The organism is Actinoplanes solisilvae, from assembly GCF_003999975.1.
Lineage (GTDB): Bacteria > Actinomycetota > Actinomycetes > Mycobacteriales > Micromonosporaceae > Actinoplanes > Actinoplanes solisilvae.
Map to the genome: position 1 here is coordinate 561339 of NZ_RJAC01000001.1, position 21708 is coordinate 583046.

23 protein-coding genes are annotated in these 21708 nt (G+C 70.3%); 10 read left to right on the plus strand and 13 right to left on the minus strand.

What is annotated here, in order from left to right; all coding sequences use genetic code 11:
• Positions 1-27: 27 nt before the first annotated feature.
• Entirely contained in the window at positions 28-1053 is a 1026-nt protein-coding gene (locus tag EER30_RS02635; protein ID WP_127497862.1) for a YlbL family protein, read from the minus strand.
• A gap of 90 nt (positions 1054-1143) precedes the next feature.
• On the opposite strand from EER30_RS02635, the gene EER30_RS02640 reads away from it, so the two are divergent.
• Positions 1144-2394 (plus strand): zinc-dependent metalloprotease, encoded by a 1251-nt coding sequence (locus EER30_RS02640; RefSeq protein WP_127497864.1) that lies wholly within the window; start codon positions 1144-1146, stop codon positions 2392-2394.
• Between the two features lie 40 nt (positions 2395-2434).
• On the opposite strand, the gene EER30_RS02645 is transcribed toward EER30_RS02640, so the two are convergent.
• Both EER30_RS02645 and EER30_RS02650 read right to left on the minus strand, forming a co-directional pair.
• Entirely contained in the window at positions 2435-3031 is a 597-nt protein-coding gene (locus tag EER30_RS02645) for a hypothetical protein (RefSeq protein WP_127497866.1), read from the minus strand.
• A gap of 29 nt (positions 3032-3060) precedes the next feature.
• Positions 3061-3594, minus strand: coding sequence for a M48 metallopeptidase family protein (locus tag EER30_RS02650; RefSeq protein ID WP_127497868.1), 534 nt, complete (start codon positions 3592-3594; stop codon positions 3061-3063).
• Between the two features lie 472 nt (positions 3595-4066).
• Between EER30_RS02650 and EER30_RS46880 the strand changes: the two genes are divergently transcribed.
• The 4 genes from EER30_RS46880 to EER30_RS02665 all read left to right on the plus strand — a co-directional run bounded on the left by EER30_RS46880 (position 4067) and on the right by EER30_RS02665 (position 8276).
• Positions 4067-4228, plus strand: coding sequence for a DUF5679 domain-containing protein (locus EER30_RS46880; protein ID WP_164842208.1), 162 nt, complete (start codon positions 4067-4069; stop codon positions 4226-4228).
• A 274-nt stretch (positions 4229-4502) separates the two neighbouring features.
• Positions 4503-5522 (plus strand): ThiF family adenylyltransferase, encoded by a 1020-nt coding sequence (locus tag EER30_RS02655; protein ID WP_240669717.1) that lies wholly within the window; start codon positions 4503-4505, stop codon positions 5520-5522.
• A 95-nt stretch (positions 5523-5617) separates the two neighbouring features.
• Positions 5618-6964 carry an ABC1 kinase family protein gene (locus tag EER30_RS02660; protein ID WP_127497870.1) on the plus strand — a complete coding sequence of 449 codons (1347 nt, stop codon included), beginning with the start codon at positions 5618-5620 and terminating at the stop codon, positions 6962-6964.
• A 34-nt stretch (positions 6965-6998) separates the two neighbouring features.
• The gene (locus EER30_RS02665) at positions 6999-8276 is read left to right on the plus strand and encodes a M18 family aminopeptidase (RefSeq protein WP_127497871.1); all 1278 of its coding nucleotides are present in this window, start codon (positions 6999-7001) and stop codon (positions 8274-8276) included.
• 349 nt (positions 8277-8625) lie between these two features.
• Here EER30_RS02665 and EER30_RS02675 read toward each other — a convergent pair whose 3' ends face one another.
• The 3 genes from EER30_RS02675 to EER30_RS02685 form a co-directional block, all read right to left on the minus strand.
• Complete coding sequence (locus tag EER30_RS02675; RefSeq protein ID WP_127497875.1) at positions 8626-8988, minus strand: WhiB family transcriptional regulator; 363 nt, start codon at positions 8986-8988, stop codon at positions 8626-8628.
• A gap of 143 nt (positions 8989-9131) precedes the next feature.
• The gene (locus tag EER30_RS02680; protein ID WP_127497876.1) at positions 9132-9470 is read right to left on the minus strand and encodes a hypothetical protein; all 339 of its coding nucleotides are present in this window, start codon (positions 9468-9470) and stop codon (positions 9132-9134) included.
• 121 nt (positions 9471-9591) lie between these two features.
• On the minus strand, positions 9592-11727 hold the full coding sequence (locus EER30_RS02685) for an ATP-dependent DNA helicase UvrD2 (protein ID WP_127497878.1): 2136 nt from the start codon (positions 11725-11727) through the stop codon (positions 9592-9594).
• An 82-nt stretch (positions 11728-11809) separates the two neighbouring features.
• Here EER30_RS02685 and EER30_RS02690 point away from each other — a divergent pair, with 82 nt between their 5' ends.
• Positions 11810-12055, plus strand: coding sequence for a mycoredoxin (locus EER30_RS02690; RefSeq protein ID WP_127497880.1), 246 nt, complete (start codon positions 11810-11812; stop codon positions 12053-12055).
• On the opposite strand, the gene EER30_RS02695 is transcribed toward EER30_RS02690, so the two are convergent.
• The 6 genes from EER30_RS02695 to EER30_RS02720 all read right to left on the minus strand — a co-directional run bounded on the left by EER30_RS02695 (position 12021) and on the right by EER30_RS02720 (position 17479).
• The gene (locus EER30_RS02695; protein ID WP_127497882.1) at positions 12021-12446 is read right to left on the minus strand and encodes a hypothetical protein; all 426 of its coding nucleotides are present in this window, start codon (positions 12444-12446) and stop codon (positions 12021-12023) included. The two genes, EER30_RS02690 and EER30_RS02695, sit on opposite strands and share 35 nt — an antisense overlap.
• Positions 12443-12871: a hypothetical protein gene (locus tag EER30_RS02700; RefSeq protein ID WP_127497884.1), complete on the minus strand. Its 429-nt coding sequence runs from the start codon at positions 12869-12871 to the stop codon at positions 12443-12445. The genes EER30_RS02695 and EER30_RS02700 overlap by 4 nt, the downstream gene beginning before the upstream one ends.
• A 27-nt stretch (positions 12872-12898) precedes the next feature.
• Entirely contained in the window at positions 12899-13786 is an 888-nt protein-coding gene (locus EER30_RS02705) for a phytanoyl-CoA dioxygenase family protein (protein WP_127497886.1), read from the minus strand.
• 101 nt (positions 13787-13887) lie between these two features.
• On the minus strand, positions 13888-14862 hold the full coding sequence (gene nudC / locus EER30_RS02710; RefSeq protein ID WP_127497888.1) for an NAD(+) diphosphatase: 975 nt from the start codon (positions 14860-14862) through the stop codon (positions 13888-13890).
• A complete protein-coding gene (locus EER30_RS02715; protein ID WP_127497890.1) occupies positions 14859-16175 on the minus strand; it encodes a M16 family metallopeptidase in 1317 nt (438 codons plus the stop codon). Before EER30_RS02715 ends, nudC begins: the two co-directional genes overlap by 4 nt.
• The gene (locus EER30_RS02720) at positions 16172-17479 is read right to left on the minus strand and encodes a M16 family metallopeptidase (protein ID WP_127497892.1); all 1308 of its coding nucleotides are present in this window, start codon (positions 17477-17479) and stop codon (positions 16172-16174) included. The genes EER30_RS02715 and EER30_RS02720 overlap by 4 nt, the downstream gene beginning before the upstream one ends.
• Positions 17480-17643: 164 nt before the next feature.
• Here EER30_RS02720 and EER30_RS02725 point away from each other — a divergent pair, with 164 nt between their 5' ends.
• Genes EER30_RS02725 through EER30_RS02740 form a run of 4 tightly spaced genes read left to right on the plus strand, consistent with a single transcriptional unit; the run spans position 17644 to position 20766 of the window.
• On the plus strand, positions 17644-18051 hold the full coding sequence (locus EER30_RS02725) for an RrF2 family transcriptional regulator (protein ID WP_127497893.1): 408 nt from the start codon (positions 17644-17646) through the stop codon (positions 18049-18051).
• Positions 18052-18068: 17 nt separating this feature from the next.
• Positions 18069-19139: an ABC transporter substrate-binding protein gene (locus EER30_RS02730; RefSeq protein WP_127499303.1), complete on the plus strand. Its 1071-nt coding sequence runs from the start codon at positions 18069-18071 to the stop codon at positions 19137-19139.
• A 15-nt stretch (positions 19140-19154) separates the two neighbouring features.
• Complete coding sequence (locus EER30_RS02735; protein WP_127497895.1) at positions 19155-19910, plus strand: ABC transporter ATP-binding protein; 756 nt, start codon at positions 19155-19157, stop codon at positions 19908-19910.
• Positions 19900-20766 carry an ABC transporter permease gene (locus tag EER30_RS02740; RefSeq protein WP_127497897.1) on the plus strand — a complete coding sequence of 289 codons (867 nt, stop codon included), beginning with the start codon at positions 19900-19902 and terminating at the stop codon, positions 20764-20766. Before EER30_RS02735 ends, EER30_RS02740 begins: the two co-directional genes overlap by 11 nt.
• On the opposite strand, the gene EER30_RS02745 is transcribed toward EER30_RS02740, so the two are convergent.
• A complete protein-coding gene (locus EER30_RS02745) occupies positions 20763-21659 on the minus strand; it encodes a hypothetical protein (protein ID WP_127497899.1) in 897 nt (298 codons plus the stop codon). The two genes, EER30_RS02740 and EER30_RS02745, sit on opposite strands and share 4 nt — an antisense overlap.
• Positions 21660-21708: the final 49 nt, after the last annotated feature.

A 21708-nucleotide genomic window follows, 5' to 3' on the forward strand; every position in this document is an offset into this window, starting at 1 on the left:
GGCCGGTGTCTCACAGTACGACATCTGTCACTCAGCCGAGCACGGCTTGGGTGTGCCACCCCCGGTGAAGGTCTTGAGCGCGGTCAACGCGTCGTCCACGGTGGCCACCTCGGCCATCGGGAGTCCGTCGACGGAGTTACGCAGCGCTTCGGCACAGTTGCCTTGAGGCACCAGGAAGAGTTGGGCGCCGGCCTTCTTGGCGCCGACGAGCTTCTGCGGGATGCCACCGATCGGCCCGACGTTGCCGTTGTTGTCGATCGTGCCCGTACCCGCAATGATCTTGCCGCCGGTGAGGTCCTCCGGCTCGAGCTTGTCCATGATTCCGAGGGTGAACATCAGACCCGCGCTCGGTCCGCCGATCTTGTCGAGATCGATCTCGACCTTGAAGGGCGCGTTCTGCTTGGTCTCGATCTCGATGCCCAGGCGCGGCGTCTTGTCCTCGCCGGCCTTGGTCGTGACCTTGGCGGTGGCGGGCTTGCCGGCCCGCGTATAGGAAAGGGTGAAGGTGGTGCCGGCGGGCTTGGCCCGGAGCAGCTCGGTCAGCTTGGCCGGACCGGTGATCTTCGTGCCGTCGAGGGCGGTGACCACGTCGCCCTTCTGCAGCACGCCGGAGACGGCGCCGCCCGCGGTCACCGCCTTGACGACGGTGAGCACCGGATAGCCCAGTTTGGTCAGGGCGACCGTGACCGCGCTGTTCTGCGACTCGGTCCATTCTTCGGCGTTGCGCTGTTCGACCTGCTTCTCGGTGCGATCGGGCGGATAGATCAGCTCGCGCGGCACGACCGCGTCGGACGAGTTGAACCAGCCACTGATCGCCCACACCAACTCGACCTGCGACTGCACGTTCACGGTGGTCAGCCGCAGCTGACCGGTCGACGTCGTCGTCTTCGCGTCCTTGACCTGGATCACCTCGGTGCCGTTGTCCGAACCGAGCGTGTTCACCGTCGGGCCGGGCTTCAACACGACATAGGGCAGGGGTGCGGCCATCACACCGACGGCCAGAAGGGCGGTGATCAGGGCGCCGAGGATAACGGTGACACCACGACGTCTCATGCGCGTGAGACTAGCGCCCCTGCCTGAGTTCTCTCTGAGCTGACACCGCCCTCGGTCCGGAGCGGCCGTTTCGCGCGTACGGTTGTCTACGTGCCTGATATCCCGTTCGGCTTCTCCCTGCCGGGCGCCCAGCCGCCCGACCCCTCCGACCCGCAGCAGATGCAGCAGTTCATGGCGCAGCTGCAGCAGATGTTCGCCGGCCCCGGCAGCGGCCCCGTGAACTGGGACCTGGCCCGGCAGGTCGCCGCCAGCCAGCTCTCGGCCGCCGGTGACCCCGCGGTGAACATGTTCGAGCGTCACCAGGTGGAAGAGTCGCTGCGGCTCGCCGACCTGTGGCTCGATCCCGCCTCGGCCCTGCCCAGTGGCATCCGCACGGCCGCCGCCTGGAACCGCAACGAGTGGATCTACAACACCCTCGACGTGTGGAAGAAGCTGTGCGACCCGATCGCGGGCCGCATGGTCGGCGCGATGGGCGACCTCGTCCCCGACGAGGCGAAGGCCCAGCTCGGCCCCATGCAGTCGATGGTCGCGACCCTCGGCGGCGCGCTCTTCGGCGGTCAGCTCGGCCAGGCGTTGGGCCAGCTCGCGGCCGAGGTGCTCTCGGCCGGCGACATCGGCCTCCCGCTCGGCCCGACCGGCACCGCCGCGCTCGTCCCGGCCAACATCAAGGCGTACGGCGACGGTCTCGAGATCCCGGAAGACCAGGTTCGCCTCTACGTGGCGCTCCGCGAGGCCGCCCACCAGCGCCTCTTCGGCCACGTGCCGTGGCTGCGCGCCCACGTGCTCAACGCCGTCGAGACGTACGCCAACGGCATCACCGTGAACCGCGAGGCCATCGAGGAAGCGATGAGCCGCGTCGACCCGACCGACCCTGAGTCGATGCAGGCGATGGCGCTCGAGGGCATCTTCACGCCGGAAGACACCCCGCAGCAGAAGGCCAGCCTGGCCCGCCTCGAGACGGCGCTCGCGCTGATCGAGGGCTGGGTCGGTCACGTCGTCGACAACGCCGCCGGTGATCGGCTGCCGTCGGTGGTCCAGCTCGGCGAGGCCTTCCGCCGCCGTCGTGCCGCGGGCGGTCCGGCCGAGCAGACGTTCGCCGCGCTCGTCGGTCTCGAGCTGCGCCCCCGCCGCCTGCGCGAGGCGGGCGCGCTGTGGTCGGCCGTCCTCGAGCAGCGCGGCGTTCAGGGCCGCGACGCCCTGTGGGGGCACCCCGACCTGCTGCCGACCGACGAAGACTTCGCCAACCCGCAGGTCTTCGCCCAGGGCAGCGCCGATTGGGACATCAGCGAGCTCGACAACCTCGGCAAAGAGGACGACAAGGGCGACGAGAGCGACAAGTAAGCCCGAGGCCGGCTCCTCCCGCACGGGAGGGGCCGGCCGTCTATCCGCCGAGCAACGCTCGCGTGTTCTCCCAGCCCTCCAGCGCCGGGTCGAGGCTGGCCAGCTCGGCCGCCCCCCGCAAACGACGCCATTCGGGCGTGGAGGACACGTCGCCCGGGCTGGGCGCGGTGCGGCGAAGAAGCTGCGCCGTCGCCGTCTCAAGATCGTGGTCGGTGAGCCAGGACGGAGCGGGCAGGCTCGTGGCCAGCCCGAACAGCCCGTTGCCGGGCCCGCCGGACGAAACGGCCACAGCCTTCGACTCGAGCGGCGCCAGCAGCTTGCCCAGGATCATGCCCGGGACGTCGGCGGCGTCGGCGGCGATGACGGCCGCCTGGTCGAACCCATCGGCGGCGGCCGCCTTCAGGACGGGCAGGTAGGTCGCGGTGGGCACCTCGTAGACGCGCATGCCGGGCCAGGCGATCTCCTCGGCCAGCTCGCGATCCTCCGGTGTCGCCGCGACAGCGCCCTCAGCCTGCGCCAACCGCGCCAGCAGGTCGACCACGTCTTCGGCGAGCGCCGCCCGCCAGGCCGCCAGGTCGACCCCGGGCGGACTCCACACCACCGGCACCAGCAGCGCCGCAACCACCCGTCGAACCACTCGCCAACCCTAGCCGGGCGGGCGGGGCGTCAGTCGTCGGCCAGCACGAGACCCGTGGCGGCGGAGATGCCCTCCAGGTAGCCGCGGGCGCGTTCCGCCTTGGGGTAGCGGTTGACCAGCTCCCAGAAGTCGGGGCTGTGGCTGGGTACGACCAGATGTGACAACTCGTGGAGCAGCACGTAGTCGATCACCCAGTCCGGCATCTCCTGGATGCGGTGGGAGATGCGGATCGTGCCGTCGTCGGGGGTGCAGGAGCCCCAGCGGCCGTTCTGGTTGGTCACCCAGCGCACACTGGCCGGCCGGACCTCGTCGGCGTGATCGGCGAGGTAGCGCACGGTCAGCCGGCGGGCGCGGGTCAGCAGCTCGTCGTCGGTGCGCTGGATGCGTTCCTCGCGCGCGGCCAGGCGCGCCAGCATCCGCTCGACCCACTCGGTCTCTTCGGCGCGGGAGAACCGGTCGGGGATGAGCACGACCACGCGCTCACCGTCACGGTAGGCGGACACTGTGCGACGACGACGCTGGCTGCGCCGCACTTCCACGACAGGCTTGCGCGTGCGGGCCATTACCGGCTCGCGCAGCCCAGGTTCGGGTTCACGTTGAGACGCTAATCCGTGAGACCCATGTCACCGCAAGAGTACGCCCGATGACACGCGCCGGATATGTGCCGTTTCTCCGTGTAATACCGAAAAAATTTTCCACGGCTGCAACATCGATGGCCGTTCGTCAACCTAACTCATGACGAGATCCTGTCAACATCACGCCCAACGTCCCCTTTCCGCCCGTTTGAAGGCTCCGCACGGCGTGTTGCGGCACAACATCCCAAAAAGGGCGATTCGGACGGGCACACTCACGACGTCGGTGACACCCGCCGACGCCGCGCTGACATGGAACAGGTCTGACCTGGGTAGTGGTCGCCTTCGAAGGGTGGCCACATCCACGTGGTCCCGGAGCGGTCCAGCGCCGAACACAGGTCGCGGCCTGCCACCGCGAGCAGGCACAGGGCCGACCCGGCCGACAACATGACGAGGAGGAACCGTGGCCGACAACACGTACAACGGCTACTGCGTGAAGTGCAAGGAGAAGCGCGACTTCCAGGGCACTGTCGAGGTCTCGAAGACCGGCATGAACATGGCCAAGGGCAAGTGCCCGGTCTGCGGGACGACGGTGAACCGCATTCTGGGCAAGGCCAAGGTCTGACCCACGAACGGCCCCGCGGACCAGCCCCACTAGGCCAGCTCCACCGGTCCGCGGTCCGGCCGTTCACCCACCCGGGGAGGGCACGTCGCCCTCCCCGGTACTTTCCACCCGCACCGCATATCCCGTACGCGCGTGGCACGTTGAGTGAGGTTGTGGACAACTCTCCACGCCTGTGGATAACTCACTGAAGGCTGTGGACAACGCGTGTCACGGGTTCTTCGGGCCTGTGGACAACCGATCCTCTCCGCATCCTCGCGATGACATCCTGTGACGCGTGAATCGCCCGACCCTCATCCCCGGTCTGCCCCGCGTCTGGCGCGAGAGCGGCGAGCTTCAGCTCGGCTCCGATCCCGCGCGGTCAGTCATGCTCCGCTTCCCCGACCCCCGCACGGCCGGCGTGCTCGACCTGCTCGACGGCACCCGCCCCGAGCATCGAGTGCTGCACGACGCCGCCCGACAGGGCATCCCGCCCGACGACACCCAGGCCGTTCTCGACTCACTGCGCGCAGCCGGCCTGGCGCTGCCCGCCTCGTCGTTGCTGCCCTCGTTCTCCTCGAGCCACCGGCTCACCGGCGAGGCCGCCGTGCTGGCACTGCGCGGCGATCCGTCCCGCACCCCCGCCACCCGGCTGCGCCGTCGCCGCGCCGCCCGGGTGACGATCAGCGGGCGGGGCCGGCTGGGTGCCCCGATCGCGGTCGCGCTGGCCGAGGCGGGCGTCGGGCACATCCATCCCGAGCTGCCGGGCGTCGTCCAGCGCGGCGAGCTGGCCGCCGGTCCGCTGCGCGGCTCCGACGTCGGCAAACCCCGCAACAAGGCGGTCGCCGAGGCTCTCGAGCGCGTCGTACCGAAGATCGACACCGCCGGCGGCCGCTCCCCGGCGACCCTGGTCGTCCAACTCGACCCCGACATGCCCGTCGTCCTGCTGGCCGCCGGCCACGCCCAGCGCCGCCAGCCGCACCTGGCCGTCACGATCCGCGAGGGCACCGTGGTGATCGGCCCGCTGGTTCCCGCCACCGGCAGCCCGTGCCTGGCCTGCCTCGACAGGCACCGCCGCGACCGCGACGCCGACTGGCCCGGCCCGCCGCCGCGCACCGGGCCGGAGCCCTGCACCGTCGCGACCCTGCTGGCAGCCACGGCCTACGCCGTCGAAGAGACTCTGGCGTTCCTCGACGGCGGCACCCCCGAGACGCTCGGCGCCTCAACCGAGCTGACCTCGCCGTCCCGGTTCCGCCGCCGCACCTGGCCGCCTCATCCCGGGTGCCCCTGCGCCCGTCGCCCACACCGGAGCCGGTGATGTTCAAGAATCCGGGGCGGACTTTTGCTTTGCAGTGGGTACAAAAGCCATCGAGGCGGACGGTTGAATGGCGCTACTTCGGTCACAATGATCTGGTGAGCGACATACCGCGCCGTGCGGCGGCCCGCACCGCCAAGCTGGCCGCGCTACCTCTGGGGTTCGCGGGACGCACGGCGCTGGGCTTCGGCAAGCGCGCCGTCGGCATCGCCACCGACGTGATCTCGGCCGACATCCAGCAACGCACCGCCGAGCAGCTGTTCAGCGTCCTGGGCCAGCTCAAGGGCGGCGCCATGAAGTTCGGTCAGGCACTGTCGGTCTTCGAGGCCGCCCTGCCCGAAGAGATGGCCGGCCCCTATCGCCAGGCTCTGACCAAGCTGCAAGAGGCCGCTCCGCCGATGCCGGTGGCCAGCCTGCACAAGGCTCTCGCCGAGCAGCTCGGCCCCGGCTGGCGCGACCTGTTCACCGAGTTCGACGACAGCCCGGCCGCCGCGGCCAGCATCGGCCAGGTGCACCGCGCGGTGTGGAAGTTGCCGCCGGCCCGCCGCAACGCCCGGCCCAAGACCGTGCAGGTCGCCGTCAAGGTCCAATACCCCGGGGCCGGCGACGCGCTGCTGTCCGACCTCAAGCAGCTCTCCCGCCTGGCCGGCATGTTCAAGATCATCCAGCCCGGCATGGACATCAAGCCGCTCCTGGCCGAGTTGCGCACCCGCATCACCGAAGAGCTCGACTACGCGATGGAGGCCGAGGCCCAGACGGCCTTCGCCGAGGCGTTCGCCAAAGACCCCGAGATCTTCGTGCCGCGGGTGATCGCGTCGGCGCCGCGGGTGCTGGTCACCGAGTGGGTCGAGGGCACCCCGCTGTCCAGGGTGATCAGCGACGGCACGATCGAGGAACGCGACGAGGCCGGCCGCCTGATGGCCACGCTGCACTTCTCGGCGCCCGCGCGGGCCGGCCTGCTGCACGCCGACCCCCACCCGGGTAATTTCCGCATGCTGCCCGACGGCCGCCTCGGCGTGATCGACTTCGGCGCGGTGGCCCGGCTGCCCGGCGGCCACCCCGAGCCGATCGGCCGGCTGGTGCGCCTGGCGCTCGACGGCGACGCCCAGGGGGTCGCCGACGGGCTGCGTGACGAGGGCTTCATCAAGCCCGACGACGAGCTCGACGCGCAGGCCGTGCTCGACTTCCTGCTTCCGATGATCGAACCGGTCGCGGTCGACAACTTCCGCTTCACCCGCTCCTGGCTGCGCGGCGAGGCGACCCGGCTGAGCAGCCCCCGCTCCCCGGCCTACCAGCTCAGCCGCAAGCTCAACCTGCCCCCCTCCTACCTGCTGATCCACCGGGTCACGCTGGGCTCGATCGGTGTGCTCTGCCAGCTCGAGGCCGAGGCCCCCTACCGCGCGATCCTCGAGAAATGGCTGCCCGGCTTCGCTCCGGTCGGATGACCCCCCGGCAACCAGCCATGATCTGATGGTCGACATGGATGCCTCCGCCCACATCGACGACCTGGCCGCCTTCGTCTCGGCGTCGCCGAGCTCCTATCACGCCGCCGACGAGGTCGCCCGCCGGCTGAGCGAGGCCGGTTACGTGACGCTCGACGAGACGGCCGACTGGTCCGAGGCCGTGCAGCCCGGGGCGCGGCTCGTGGCCATACGGGATGGGTCGGTCATCGCTCTGGCTCTGCCCGCGACGGCCGGCCGGGGCACGCCGTTCCGCGTGTTCGGCAGCCACACCGACTCGCCCGGCTTCAAGCTCAAGCCCAAGCCGTCGACGGTCACGTTCGGCTGGTGGCAGGCCGGCGTCGAGGTCTACGGCGGACCGATCGTGTCGTCCTGGTTCGACCGCGAACTCGAATTCGCGGGCCGGATCGTCCACCGTGACGGCACCGTCCAATTGGTGCGCACCGGCCCGTTCGCGCGAATCCCGCATCTGGCGATCCACCTCGACCGCGCGGTCAACGAGTCGTTCGCCCCCGACAAGCAGCGCGAGCTCCAGCCGGTCTGGGGTGTGGGCACGCCCGAGGACGCCGACATCGTCGCCCACCTGGCCCGGCTGGCCGACATGGCCGCGGCCGACGTGGCCGGCTACGACATCGTCACCGTCGACTCCGCCGCGCCCGCCCGGTTCGGCGCCGACCGCAAGCTCTTCGCCTCGGCCCGCCTCGACAACCTCTCCTCAGTGCACGCCGGTGTGACCGCCCTCCTCGCGACCGAACCCACCGACGCGATCGCGGTCCTGGCCGCCTTCGACCACGAGGAGGTCGGCTCGGAGACCCGCTCGGGCGCCGCCGGTCCGTTCCTGGCCGACGTCCTGGAGCGAGTCTCGTCCGCACTGGGCGGCGACCGGTCCGACCTGGCCCGCGCGATCGCCGGCTCGTGGTGCCTGTCGTCCGACGCGGGCCACGCCGTGCACCCGAACCGTCCCGAGAAGCACGACCCGGTCAACCGCCCGCTGCCCGGCGCCGGCCCGCTGCTGAAGATCAACGCCAACCAGCGCTACACCACCGACGGCCCCGGCGCAGCCCTCTGGGCCCGCACCTGCGCCGCCGCCCAGATCCCCTACCAGGAGTTCGTCTCCAACAACTCCGTCCCGTGCGGCTCCACGATCGGCCCGATCACGGCCGCCCGCATCGGCATCCCCACTCTCGACGTGGGCGTCGCCCTGCTCTCGATGCACTCGGCCCGCGAGCTGTGCCACGTCGACGACCCGGCCTACCTGACCGCGGCCGCCGAGGTGTTCCTGTCAGCCAAAGCCTGAGACACAAGTCTGGCAATGCCTGAGACACAAAGTCAGCCAGAAGCCTGAGAATCCACAAAGGCGAGAGGCCCGGCCGCGGTGTGCGGACGGGCCTCTCGCCTTTCTCTACAGGTGTTCAGCGAGTCGCGGGGATCAGAATCGCCGGCCGCCGAGTTCGCGGGAGGCGGTGTGGCGGGCCTCCATGGCAACGCGGCGAGCGGGACGGTGTGCCTCAGGTGTGGTGTCACTCTGAGGCCGACGCATTCGGGCCCTGCTCAACGCTTCTTGGAGAAGTCTCATCTTGGTCTCTCCGCTCGGATACATGGCAGTGGTCTGCTTCCGGTAGTCGGGGTGGGGGAGGGTGGTCATCTCAGGCCGCCAGACGGACGGCGTTGCGGGAGTCGAGTCCGTTCGCGGCGAGCCGCTCCTCGACCTCGTGGGCCAGCTCGGCGTCGCGCGCCACGTCAGCCTTGCGAGGACGGCCACGCGGCCGCTTGCGCGGAACCACGGCACCGCGCTCGAAGATCTCGCCACCCCAGACACCCCAGGGCTCGTTCCGCTCGACCGCGCCGGCGAGGCACTCGACGCGCAGCGGGCAGTCGCCGCACATCGACTTGGCCAGTTCCAGCTGGGCCGGGGAGTCCGAGAACCACAGGTCCGGGTCGAACTTCCGACAGGGCAGGTTTGCCTCGATCTCGACGCTCACGTCGAGTGGGGCCAGCGCCAGACTCATAAAGCCCGGTCACCTCTCTCTTCTCATCGATCTTCTGGATCGCCGTTCAGGTCGTGCGTCCGGCCGGTGAGCCGGCAAAAAAATTAGGCCGCGGATCCCGGTTACGGGTTCCGCGGCCTCGAGGTGAGCCGGAGGTCTGTTTGTCAGACCGGCCTTCCTCGAGGCGGGACACCGCTGCCACCATCCGTGTAGCGCTTAATGGAGACGTTGCTGCCCTTGAACCCAGGGGTGGTGCCGTTGGTGCTGTTGGTGCTGTTGATTCCGGTGCGCGCCAGATCGCCCAGCTCGGCCTGGACGGAGACCTGGTGCACCCGCTGAACCGGAGCCCGCTCTGCGGCCAGCACGGCCACCGAAACGGGGGCCACGGCCGAGATCGGAGCCCGCTCGAGTTTCGCCACGGGGACGAACGACGAGGCGGACGGAGCGCAGGCAAGGGTCAGCGGCATCCACGGTCGTGTCGTCGTCATCATGAAGATCTCCATGTCTGCCACCTCCTCCAATTGCTTGCACTCGTAGTGTTTAAGTCCGCCGAACATCCCTGCTCGGCGAGGCGTGTTCTGAGGCTATGCCTGCCTCCACGGGCGAGGCAAACGAATTAACGGACTAGTTTTCAAAGTTTTTTGAGAGGGCTTCCTCGGGGCTCGCGCCACCCACGAGAGCGAACACCGCGGCCCCGTGCTGACCCAGCTTGCGAGCCCCGATCCCGGCGATCGCCAGCAGTTCCGGCGGCGTCGCCGGGCGCCGTTCGGCCAGCGCCACCAGCGTCGCGTCGGTGAATACCACGTACGCAGGGACTTTGAGCTCGGCGGCGGCGGCCGCGCGCCACTTCTGCAGGCGCTCGAAAAGGTCCTCGTCGAGGTCGGACGGGCAGGTCGGGCAGCGGCCCAGTTTGCGGTCGGCCCCGGCCAGCAAAGTGGCGCCGCAGACCCGGCACGAGGACACCTGCGGACGCCGGCGGTCGGGTTTCCGACTCCGGTCGCCGGCCCGTTCGGTCGACGAGGTGCGTTCGAGCTGCGGCAGGAAACGGCAGGGGCGGCGCGCCCGGCTGCCCGTCGAGCGCGACTGGCCGTACGAGAGCCACAGCCACTGACGGGCCCGCGTGACCCCGACGTAGAGCAGCCGTCGCTCCTCCTCGAGCTGGTCGGGCGTCTTGGCGTACGTGGTCGGCAGCGTGCCGTCGGCCAGCCCGACCAGGAAGACCGCGTCCCATTCGAGGCCCTTGGCCGAATGCAGCGAGGCCAGGGTGACGCCGGCGACGGTAGGCGCGTGCTGTTGCTCGGCCCGCCGGGACAGCTCCTCGTTGAAAGCGGTCAGGGTGAGGTCGCGCTGCACGGCCCCGGCCTCGCCGATCGGTTCGACCACCAGAACCTTCGCAAAGTCCTCGGCCAGGGCGACGAGCGCGGCCAGCGCCTCCCACTGCTCGCGCGCCGCACCGCCGGGCGGAGGCTGCTCGCGTTGCCAGCCCGTCGCGGCGAGCGCGTCGACCACCGCCTGCACCAACGGCGTCTCACCGGGGGTCGAGCGTACGGCGGCCCGCATCGCGATCATCGCCTGGCGGACCTCGGGCCGCTCGAAGAACCGTTCGGCGCCCCGCACCACGTACGGCACCTCGGCCTCGGCGAGTGCCTTTTCGTACGTCTCCGACTGCGCGTTGGTCCGGAAGAGCACGGCGATCTCGCTGGCCGGCATGCCCGACGCGATCAGCTCGCGACAGCGCCGGGCCACCGCGACCGCCTCGCCCGCCTCGTCCGGGAAGATCTTGAGTTCGGGCTCGGCGCCGGGCGGTCGCTGACCGACGAGTTCCAGCCGCAGCCGTGCCTCGTTGCCGCGGGCCTGCCGGATCACCGCGTTGGCCAGCCCGACCACCTGCGGGGTGGAGCGGTAGTCGCGGACCAACCGGATCACCACGGCCTCGCGGCGCTGCCGGGGGAAGTCGATGAGGTACGAAGAGGTGGCACCGGTGAACGAATAGATCGTCTGGCTGGCGTCGCCGACCACGGTGAGGTCGTCGCGCCCGCCCAGCCAGGCTTCGAGCAGCCGCTGCTGCAGCGGGTTGACGTCCTGATACTCGTCCACGACGAAGTGGCGGTACTGCGAGCGGATCTGCTCGGCCACGTCCGGGTGCTCCTCGATCCCCCAGACCGCCGCGCGCAGCATGTCCTCGAAATCGATCACACCCTGCCGGCGTTTGAGCGACTCGTACGCGGCGAAGACCTCGGCGACCTTGGCCGGCTCGAAAGGCGGCTCACGCAACGCCTTCTTGGCCGCCACCGCGTACTCCCCCGGCTCGACGAGCGACGACTTCGCCCACTCGATCTCGCTGGCCAGGTCGCGCGCACCGGTGCGGTCGGCTCGCACCCCCGCGCGCGCCGCCGCCAGCCCGACCACTCGCGCCTTGCTCTCGAGCAGCTCGGGCATCGACCGGCCCTCGAGCAGCCGGGGCGCGAAGTAGCGCACCTGGCGCAGCGCGGCCGCGTGAAACGTACGGGCCTGAACGCCGGAGGCGCCGAGCTCGGTGAGCCGGGACCGCATCTCGGCGGCCGCCCGCGCCGTGAAGGTGACCGCGAGGATGTGCCGCGGGCTCACCTCGCCGGTCAGCGTTCGATAGGCGATCCGGTGGGTGATCGCCCGGGTCTTGCCCGTCCCGGCGCCGGCGAGGATGCAGACCGGCCCGGCGGGGGCGGTCACCGCCGTCCGCTGCTCGGGGTCGAGACCGGCCAGCACCGCATCAGTCCGCACGATAGGGAATCATGGCACCCGGGTCGCGCGTTGTGCCGGAAGGCGCAGTGCCATGTGACCCAGCCGAAGGAGTTCGCGACCGATGTTGACCATGTACTCGACGTCCTGGTGCGGCTATTGCCACCGTCTCAAGTCGCAGCTCGACCGTGAGGGCATCGCCTACGAGGTGGTGGACATCGAGCAGGAGCCGGCCGCGGCCGACTTCGTGATGAGCGTCAACGGCGGCAACCAGACCGTGCCCACCCTCAAGTTCGACGACGGCTCGGCTTTGACGAACCCGTCGATCGTGCAGGTCAAGGAACACCTGTCGGCTCTGACCGCGGGCTGATCCCGGCGGCGGCGAGCTCCTCGGCCTGCGCGATCAGGCTGTCGAGCTCGTCGTCGGTCAGGGCCAGCTCGTCGGCGAGACGAGCGAATACCAGCAGATGTACGGCGGTACGCACGCTCTCCGCGATTCCGTCCACCGGTACCTGCTCGCCCAGAGCCTCGCGCACCAGCATCTCGGCCTCGAGCAGCGGCAGCGCGGCCGAGCGGACGGCCGCCGTGACAGTTCGCCCGATCTCGGCCAGCGGGCTGTCGGTTTCGAAGCGCCTTCGCGCGGCCAGTCCGAAAGCGATCTCCCAAACGCGACGCGCGCCGGAGTCCGGCGTGTCCCCCGTGCGGGGCGCCTCCTCGGCCACCACGAGTCGCAGATAACGCCCTGCCTCGGTGTGCGTCACGATCGTGCCGCCCGTCGCTCCGCCTGACGCATCAGCGCCACCAGCTCGCCCGTGGGCACACCGGGCGGACGCACCAGGTCCCCGACCATGAGGCAGATCAACTCGAAGCGCCGCCGGTCCGAGACCGCGTACGCCACCTCGGGCTCGCCGAGTACCGAGCGCATCACGGCTTCGGCCTGGCGGGCGAACTCGCCACCGGCCGGCAGGGACTGATAGTCGAGCAGGTCGCGGACGTACGCGGTGATGTCGCGGGGATCGCGCCCGACGAAACCGCGCCGCACCGCCACCGTGAACAGCTCGCGCAGCAGCCGGACCGCGCCGGGTGAACCGGCACAGTGTGACAGGGACCGCGCCGGGCTCTTCTCCCCGAGTGCGTCGAGGAGAAGGCGGCCCGCCGCGGTGTACAACGTCCCCGTTTGCCCCATATCAGAAGGTTATCGGGGAGAACGGTGTTACGGGATGAGAGCCGGGATGCTCGAGTCGAGCAGACCGCGCTGCTGAAGCGCGCCGTAAAGGGGCGTGGTCTCGGGGTAGTGACCCCAGGCGTGGTCGCCGCTGCCGTCACCCGCGCCGCCGAGAAGCTGCCTCTGCACGTCGTTGAAGCCCGCCCACTCGGGACGGTTCGGAAGGTCGGCGACGTCGTCGCGGCCGGCGATCCAACGGTAGGTGTAGCCGAAGAAGGCGCCCACCCGCGTGATCGGCGAGTAGTTGTCGGAGCGCGCGTGCCACAGGCGGCGGTCGAAGACGACCAGGTCGCCGGGGTTCGCGGTGATCTGGATGGCGCCCTCGGGCTGCGGCCACGGAACGCCGCGGCTCGGCGGGCCGGGCAGCCAGTTGGTCTTGTGGCTGCCCGGCAGCACGGTGAAGTTGCCCCGGCCGGTCTCGCTCACGTCGGAGAGCCAGTAGGCGAGCTTGACCGACAGCGCCGGGCGCGGGTCGGTCTCGATCTCGCGGTTCTGGCGGCCACCGTCCTGGTGCCAGTGCCACCATTCCTTCTGCTTCTCGTGGATCTGCGGGTGCACGTCGATGTGCGAGTGGTAGACGTGCACGTTCCAGCCCAGCAGCGACCAGATGTAGCGGAACGCCACCGGGTGGTCGAGCAGGAACGCCAGCTCGGGCAGGGACGTCACGGCGGAGAGCTGGTGCAGCGCTCCGGTCGATCCCAGGCCGTGCCCGCCGGGTTGACCGGCCCGCTCGAAGGCGCCGAGGACCGCGGCGCGCGCGACCTCGATCTCACTCTCGGTAAGGACCCCGCGCACCACGAGGAACCCGTCACGGTCGAACCGGGCCCGCTCGTCGGCGGTCATCGGAGCCCAGGCGGGCGCTTGCACCTGCGTCATCGTTTCTCACCTCTCGGTCTTTGTTAACCGAGACGATGCAGCGACCGATTTTGGTTACTCCGATAACAGAAAACTTCTCTGATTAGACAGACTTGATTCCGTTACCGGGTTAAACCGCCCAACCAGCGCTCAATGAGATAGAAAGCAATGGAAGAGGGCATCGGCAGACTCATCTCGACGCCGCTCTCGGAATGGTGGAAATCGCCCGCGATCATCTTGGCGACGTCCTCCCGGCTGAACCAGTGCGCCTCGTCGATCTCGGCCGGGTCGAGGCGGACCGGCTGGGCCGGGTCGGCCGTCGCGTGGAAGCCGAGCATCAGTGAGCCGGGGAACGGCCACGACTGGCTGCCCGCGTAGCGCAGTGACGTGAGGGTGAGGCCGACCTCTTCGCCGACCTCGCGGGCGACCGCGGCCTCGGACGACTCACCGGGCTCGACGTAGCCCGCCAGGCACGAGAAGCGCAGCCCACCGTCGGCCGCCCGGCCCCACGCGGCGTTGTGGCCGAGCAGGCAGCGGCCCTCGGGGCCGGCGACGCCGTCGTGCACCAGCACGATCATCGCCGGGTCGGTGCGCGGCCACATCATGTTGCCGTCGGTGTCGCGGCGCGCCCAGCCCGCCTCCACCGTCGTGGTGGGCAGACCGGTGCGCGGCGAGAACCGGTGACTGCGGTGCCAGTTGCCGAGGGCGACGGCCGTGGTGAGGATGCCCGCGTCACGGTCGCTCAGGAGGTGGCCGATGTCGCGCAGGGTGACCGCGTGACCGCCTTTGATCTCTGGCAGCGGCGCGTCGATCGCCCACAGCGGGGTCTCGTCGGTGTCGACGCCGAGGAACCAGCGCTCCCCCTCGGGCGCCTCGGCCGGCGGCAGCAGAACCAGCTCGGGCCCGTCGGTCACCAGCGCCCGGCCGCCCTTGTCGAGGTCGACCAGCAGCACCCGGCCGCGTTCCCAGGCCGCGGCCAGCCATTCGTCGTCGGTGCGGTGCAGGGCGGCCCGGTCGAGCGTGCCGCGCGCCAGGGGTGGCGCGTCGGCGAGCCCGCCGGGCTGCTCCCGCAGGTCGGGCTGTTCCGGGGCACTCACTCGGCGCTTCGTTCCACCGTCGTGAGCGCGGCCAGGGGTGCCTGCACCTTCTCGGCGTCGCCGAGCACGACCGTGACCGCCTGGGTCGGCGCGAGGAAGCGGGAGGCCACCTCGGCCACCTGCTCGCGCGTCGCGGTCGCCAGCGCGGCGGAGTATTGCCGCAGGTGGTCGAGGCGCAGGCCGAAGCTGGCGTACATGCTCGCCAGACCGGCCAGGCCCGCCTGGGTCGACATGCCGAGGCGCAGCGTGCCGAGCGCGTAGCGGCGGGCCTGCTCGAGCTCTTCCTCACCGGGCGGGAGGCTGGCGATGCGGCCGAGCTCGTAGAGGGTCTCGAGCAGCGACGGGCCGGTCACCTCGGTCGCGACCTCGGCCGAGACCAGCAGCGCCGAACCGGCCAGGAAATGCTCGATGCCGGTGTGCGGGCCGTAGGTGTAGCCCTTGTCCTCGCGCATGTTCTCGACCCAGCGGGACGAGAAGTAGCCGCCGAAGACCAGGTTGGCGAGCTGGAGGGCGGCGTAGTCGGGGTCGGTGCGGTCGACGGCCGGCAGGGCCATGCGCAGCGAGGACTGCACCGAACCGGGCCGGTCGACCAGCAGCAGCGGGCCGGGCTCGAGCGGCGGGACGGGCGGCACGTCGACCGCTTTGGCCGGGCCGGTCCAGCTGCCGAGCGCCTTTTCCGCGGCGTCGATCGCCTTCTCGGGGTTGATGTCGCCCACCAGCACCAGCACCGCGCCCTCGGGGCGGACCCGCTCGGCGTGCAGCGTGCGCAGCTGGGCCGGGCGCACGCCGCGCACCTGCTCGGGCTCGGGGGTCTGCACCGCGTAGGGGTGCTTGCCGAACATGCGCTTCAGCAGGGCGGCCCGGGCGATGTGGGACGGCTGGGACAGCGCCACCGAGATGTGGTCGACCAGCCGGTCGCGCTCGGTCGCCACCTCGTCGTTCGGATAGGTGGCGTCGGTGAGCACGCCGGCCAGGATCTCGAGCATGCGGTCGAGGCCGGCGGCGAGCGAGTTGCCGGAGATCAGGAGCCGGTCGGGGTCGAGCCCGGCCGAGAGCCCACCGCCGACCGCCTGCAGCTCGGCCGCGATGTCGACGCTGGTCATCGTGCCGGTGCCGGTGAACAGCGCCTGGGAGAGCAGCGTCGCGCGAGGCAGCGGGGCCTTGCCGAACGGCACCCGCAGCCGCAGCTCGACCAGCGGCACGGCCGGTCGCCGGATGGCGATCACCGTGAGACCGCCGGCCAGCGTGCGCTCGGCCTCCTTGGGCAGCTTGAGCTTCGCGTCCGGAACCAGGTCGGGCAGGGTCTTGCTCATGCGGCGGCTCCCGGGAGGACCTCGACAGTTGCGCGCCGCGAAGGGCGCATGGTGGCGGCCGCGGCGACGATCTGCGGCGCGGTGACCTCGCCGACCAGCTTCGGCAGTTCGTTGAGCATCTCGGGACGGCCGCGCTGGAGCTCGAGCACGGCCATCGGCAGCGCCCGGCCGAGCACCGAGTCGGTGTCCCGCAGCAGGTGGGTCGCGATGCGGGCCTGCGTGCGTTCGAGCTCGCCGGGCTTGAGCCCGTCGGTCGCGAGCCGGTCGAGTTCCTCGTCGATCGTGCGCAGCACCTTTTCCGCGTCGCCGCCGGGCGGCATGTGCGCCTGCAGCAGCATCGCGGTGGGGTTGCGCACCTGGAACTCGTCGCCCATGAAACCGATGTAGCCGCCGATGCTGGTGACCGTGCGGTCGCGCTGCACCAGGCGCTCGACCAGACGGGACGCGTCGCCGTCGGTCAGCACCTCGGCCAGCACCACGAAGGGCAGGTAGTTGTCGAAGTCACCGATCGGGTCGGGCACCCGCCACGCGCTGGCCACGCCGGGCAGCGGGGCGAGCCGGTCGGTGTAGACGTCGCGTTTCTCGCTCGTCAGGTCGGGCTCGTTGAAGTCGGGCAGCGGCGGGGCCGGGCGGGCCGGCACGTCGCCGAAGTGGCGGTGGATCATCTCGGTCGCGGTCGCCACGTCGAAGTCGCCCGCCACGGCCAGGGTCGCGTTGCCGCAGGCGTAGTAGCGGTCGAAGAACGCCTGCGCGTCGGCGACGGTGGCGCTGTCGAGGTCGCCGAAGGAGCCGTAGCCGTCGTGGGCGTTGGGGAAGGTCGAGAACATCACCGGGGGCAGCCGCAGCCAGGGGAACCCGCCGTAGGGCCGGTTCAGCACGTTGACGCGGATCTCTTCCTTGACCACGTCGATCTGGTTGAGCAGGTTCTCCTCGGTGAGCCGGGGCCCACGCATGCGGTCGGCTTCGAGGAAGAGCGCCCGCTCGAGCGCGCCCGAGGGCAGCACCTCGAAATAGTCGGTGTAGTCGAGGTGGGTGGAGCCGTTGAAGGTGCCTCCGGCGCCCTGCACGTGCCGGAAGTGGGCCAGCTTCTCCAGGTTTTCCGAGCCCTGGAACATCAGGTGCTCGAAGAGGTGGGCGAAGCCTGTGCGGCCCTCGGGTTCGGAGCGGATGCCCACGTCGTAGACGACGGCCACGCCGACGACCGGGGCGCTGCGGTCTTGGGTGAGCACCACCCGCAATCCGTTGGCCAGGGTGAAACGCTCCACCGGGTACTTCGTCGCGGGGATCTTGATTCTGCGCGCCACGAAATGACATTAGCGCCTTCTTCGATCGGCGTCGCGACTGCATGTCACCGTTCGGCCACCCGGAGATGTCGATTCCCGGCCGGAGGCTTGACGGCATTCCCTACCCAGACCATCATTCCTATCCATCAGATAGGCATAAGCGGGTATGACGGGATGGGGGCATCGTGTACGTCTCGGCGCGCACCGACTACGCCGTGAGGGCCATGCTCTCGGTGACGGTGGAACACCCCCGGCTGGTGAAGGCGGCCGCCCTCGCCGCCGCCCAGGACATACCGCTCAGCTTCCTGCAGGGCATCCTGCTCGACCTGCGCCGGGCCGGCCTGCTGCACAGTCATCGCGGGGTCGACGGCGGCTACGCGCTCGCCCGCCCCGCCGAGGAGATCACCGTCGGCGACGTCGTCCGCGCCGTCGGGGGCGCCCTGACCACGGTGCGCGGGCTGCCCACGACCAACGCGATCTATCACGGCGCCGCCACCGGGCTGCGCGACGTGTGGGTCGCCGTCGAGGAGGCCATCGAGGGCGTCGTCGACCACAAGACCCTGGCCGAGCTCTCGGCCGTTCCCACCCCATGAAAAACGAAGGAGGAGCCCTGGGCTCCCGCACCATACGTGCGCTCACCGTCGCCGCCACCGCCCTGCTGTCCGCATCGCTTCTGGCCGCCTGCGGCGGTGACGACAACGGTGCCGCCTCGGCCACGGGTGGCGGCTCGGACGCCGCGACCCTGCGCCTCGGCTACTTCCCCAACATCACCCACGCGCCCGCCCTGATCGGCGTGAACAAGGGCTTCTTCCAGACCGCGCTGGGCAGCACCAAGCTCGACACCAAGACGTTCAACGCCGGGCCCGCGGCGATCGAGGCGCTCTTCTCGGGCGCGATCGACGCCACCTACATCGGCCCGAACCCGGCCATCAACGGCTGGGCGCAGTCCAAGGGCACCGGACTGAAGATCATCGCGGGCAGCACGTCGGGCGGCGCCGGCCTGGTGGTCAAGGAGGGCATCAACAGCCCCGCCGACCTCAAGGGCAAGAAGATCGCCACCCCGCAGCTCGGCAACACGCAGGACGTCGCACTGCGCGCCTGGCTCAAGGAGAACGGGCTCAACGCCGACCAGCAGGGTGGCGGCGACGTGTCGGTGCTCCCGCAGGACAACGCGACGGCACTGCAGGCCTTCGCCCAGGGCGCGATCGACGGCGCCTGGGTGCCCGAGCCCAACTACAGCCGGCTGCTGCTGGAGTCCAAGGGCAAGGTGCTGGTCGACGAGAAGACCCTCTGGCCCAACCAGCTCTTCGTCACCACCCACCTGATCGTGACCCAGAAGTTCCTCAAGGAGCACCCGGCCACGGTCAAGAAGCTGCTCCAGGGCCACCTCGAGTCGCTCGACTACATCGAGAAGAACAAGGCGGACGCCCAGAAGGCGGCCAACGCCCAGCTCGAGGCGCTCAGCGGCAAGCCGCTCAAGGACAACGTGCTCGAAGCGTCGTTCAAGAACCTCACCTTCACCGCCGACCCGGTCGCCGCGTCGCTGTTCACCAGCGCCAAGCACGCCAAGGAGGTCGGGCTGCTCAAGCCGGTCGACCTCAACGGCATCTACGACCTCGGCCCGCTCAACGAGCTGCTCAAGGCCGCGGGCAAGCCCGAGGTCAGCGACGCAGCCGCCTGAAAGGCCGGATGAACGATGAGCCTCCTGGATCAGAAGACCGAATCCGTCGTACGGCTTGAGGGCGTCTCCAAGAGCTACGGCGATCTGCTGGCACTCGACCGGGTGTCGCTGACCGTCCGCCAAGGCGAGTTCGTCTGCCTGCTGGGCGCGTCCGGCTGCGGCAAGAGCACCCTGCTCTCGCTGGTCGCCGGGCTGGACGCGATCACCGGCGGCACGCTCGACATCGGCGGTCGCAAGGTGTCGCTGATGTTCCAGGAGGCCGCGCTCTTCCCGTGGCTCTCGGTGCGGGGCAACGTCGAACTGCCGCTGAAGCTGCAGGGCGTGTCCCGTGCCGAGCGCCGTCGGCGCGCCGAGGAACTGCTCGACATCGTGCGGCTGGCCGGCTTCGCCGACAAGCGGCCGCACGAGCTCTCCGGCGGCATGCGCCAGCGCGTCGCCCTGGCCCGCGCGCTCGCCCAGGACGCCGACATCCTGCTGATGGACGAGCCGTTCGGCGCCCTCGACGCGATGACCCGCGACATCCTGCACGACGAACTCGAACGCATCTGGCGCGAGCAGCACCTCACCGTCCTGTTCGTCACGCACAACGTGCATGAGGCCGTACGGCTGGGCGACCGCGTGATCCTGCTCAGCAGCCGCCCGGGCCGGGTGATCGAGGACTACGCGATCACCCACGAGAGGCCCCGGCGCATCGACTCTCCCGAGGTGTCCGGACAGGCCGCCGAGATCACCGACCGGCTCCGCTCGGAGGTGGCCCGCCATGCCCGCTGAGACCACCTTGGAAAGGGACGACGCCCAGGTCTCCGGTCTGGACGCGCTCGAGCTCGCACCCCGGCGCGAGAAGGGCAACCTCGGCCGCCGCGTCTGGCGCAGCGCGTGGCCCAAACTGCTGGCGATCGCGCTGGTGCTGCTCGTCTGGCAGAGCGTGGTCTGGGCCGAGTGGAAGCCGATCTACGTGCTGCCCTCCCCCGCGACCGTCTTCACCGACCTGGGCAACGTGATCACCACGGGCGACTTCTGGGGCGGCGTCCGGGTGACGATGACCCGTGCCTTCACCGGATTCCTGCTGGCCGTGGTGATCGGCACCGTGATCGGCGCGCTGGTCTCCCAGTTCGCGCCGCTGCGGGCCGCGATCGGCTCGCTGATCACCGGCCTGCAGACGATGCCGTCGATCATGTGGTTCCCGCTGGCCATCCTGCTCTTCCAGCTCAGCGAGAGCGCCATCCTCTTCGTCGTCGTGCTCGGCGCCGCGCCGTCGGTCGCCAACGGCCTGATCAGCGGCATCGACTACGTACCACGCACGTGGCTGCGGGCCGGCCAGGTGATGGGCATGCGCGGCATCGCGAAATACCGGCACCTGATCCTGCCCGCGTCGCTGCCGTCGTTCATCTCGGGCCTCAAGCAGGGCTGGGCGTTCTCGTGGCGCAGCCTCATGGCGGGAGAGCTGCTGGTCATCGTGCCCGGCGCGCTGTCCATCGGCGTACGCATGCAGCAGGCTCGCGACCTGAGCGACTCGAGCCTGGTGATCTGCTACATCATCGTCGTGCTCATCATCGGCATCCTGATCGACGTCCTGTTCAACAAGGCCGACAACTCGCTGCGCAAGCGCTGGGGTCTGCTGAGCTAAAGAGGGCGCACCGACTTCAGCACGTCGTCGACCGCGTAGTCCCACTGTTTGTGGGTGCCCGGGATCGAGATGTAGAGGACGGCCGCGGTCGTCTTGCCGACGTCGATGACCGCCACCGCGGAGAGCTCGTCGGTGGCGGTCAGGCCGGGCGCGGTGAAGTGCAGCCGGAACTGGCTGACCCAGGCGGGGCGCCCGCCCAGCGTCGTCAGCTCGTCGCGGATGGGGTCCATCGTGTTCGGTTGCGGGTAGTACTCCGCGCGCACGTCGGCCGCGACCTGCCGGCCCACGCACTCGAGGTTGAGCGTCACCGCGTCGTTGTCGGCCGCCGGCACCGCGGCCGACAGGATCGACGCGTGGTAGCTGCCACCGCCGTACTGCTCGGTGACGAAGTGCTGGCCGACCTTGTAGGGCACCTCGAGCGTCCCGGCCCGCCAGAAATCGGTCCACGGCTCCCAGGGCGTTCCATAGGCCTTGTACGAGATGCCGGCTTCCTCGTCGGTGGTGCGCGCGCCGGTCGCGGGCGGCGGGTCGCTGGGCGCCTGGGTCGGGCCCGCGCTCGGCGAGCCGGTGGGCGCGGGGCAGGCCTGGGCCAGCGGGGGACGCACGTCGGTCGGGGCCGCCTCTTTCGAACCGAACGGATCACCGCCCGACGAGAAGGCCAGCAGAAGCACGACGGTCAGGCCGATCGCCAGAATGCCACCGGCGATGCCACCGAAGATCCGCATCTGGCGGCGCTGCCGCTCGGGGCCGCCGGGCGGCGACGTCGGCGGCGGCTCGGGCGGCGGCGGTGGTGGTGCGGCCGGCGACCGGCCGGGAGCGGCGGTGACCAGTCCGGAGCCGAACCTGTCACCCGGCTGCCGCCAGGTCAGGCTTTCGGGTGTCGGCTCGGACATGAATCCCAGTGAACACCACCGGCTCGGGGAGCGCGTCAAGGCGTCGGTG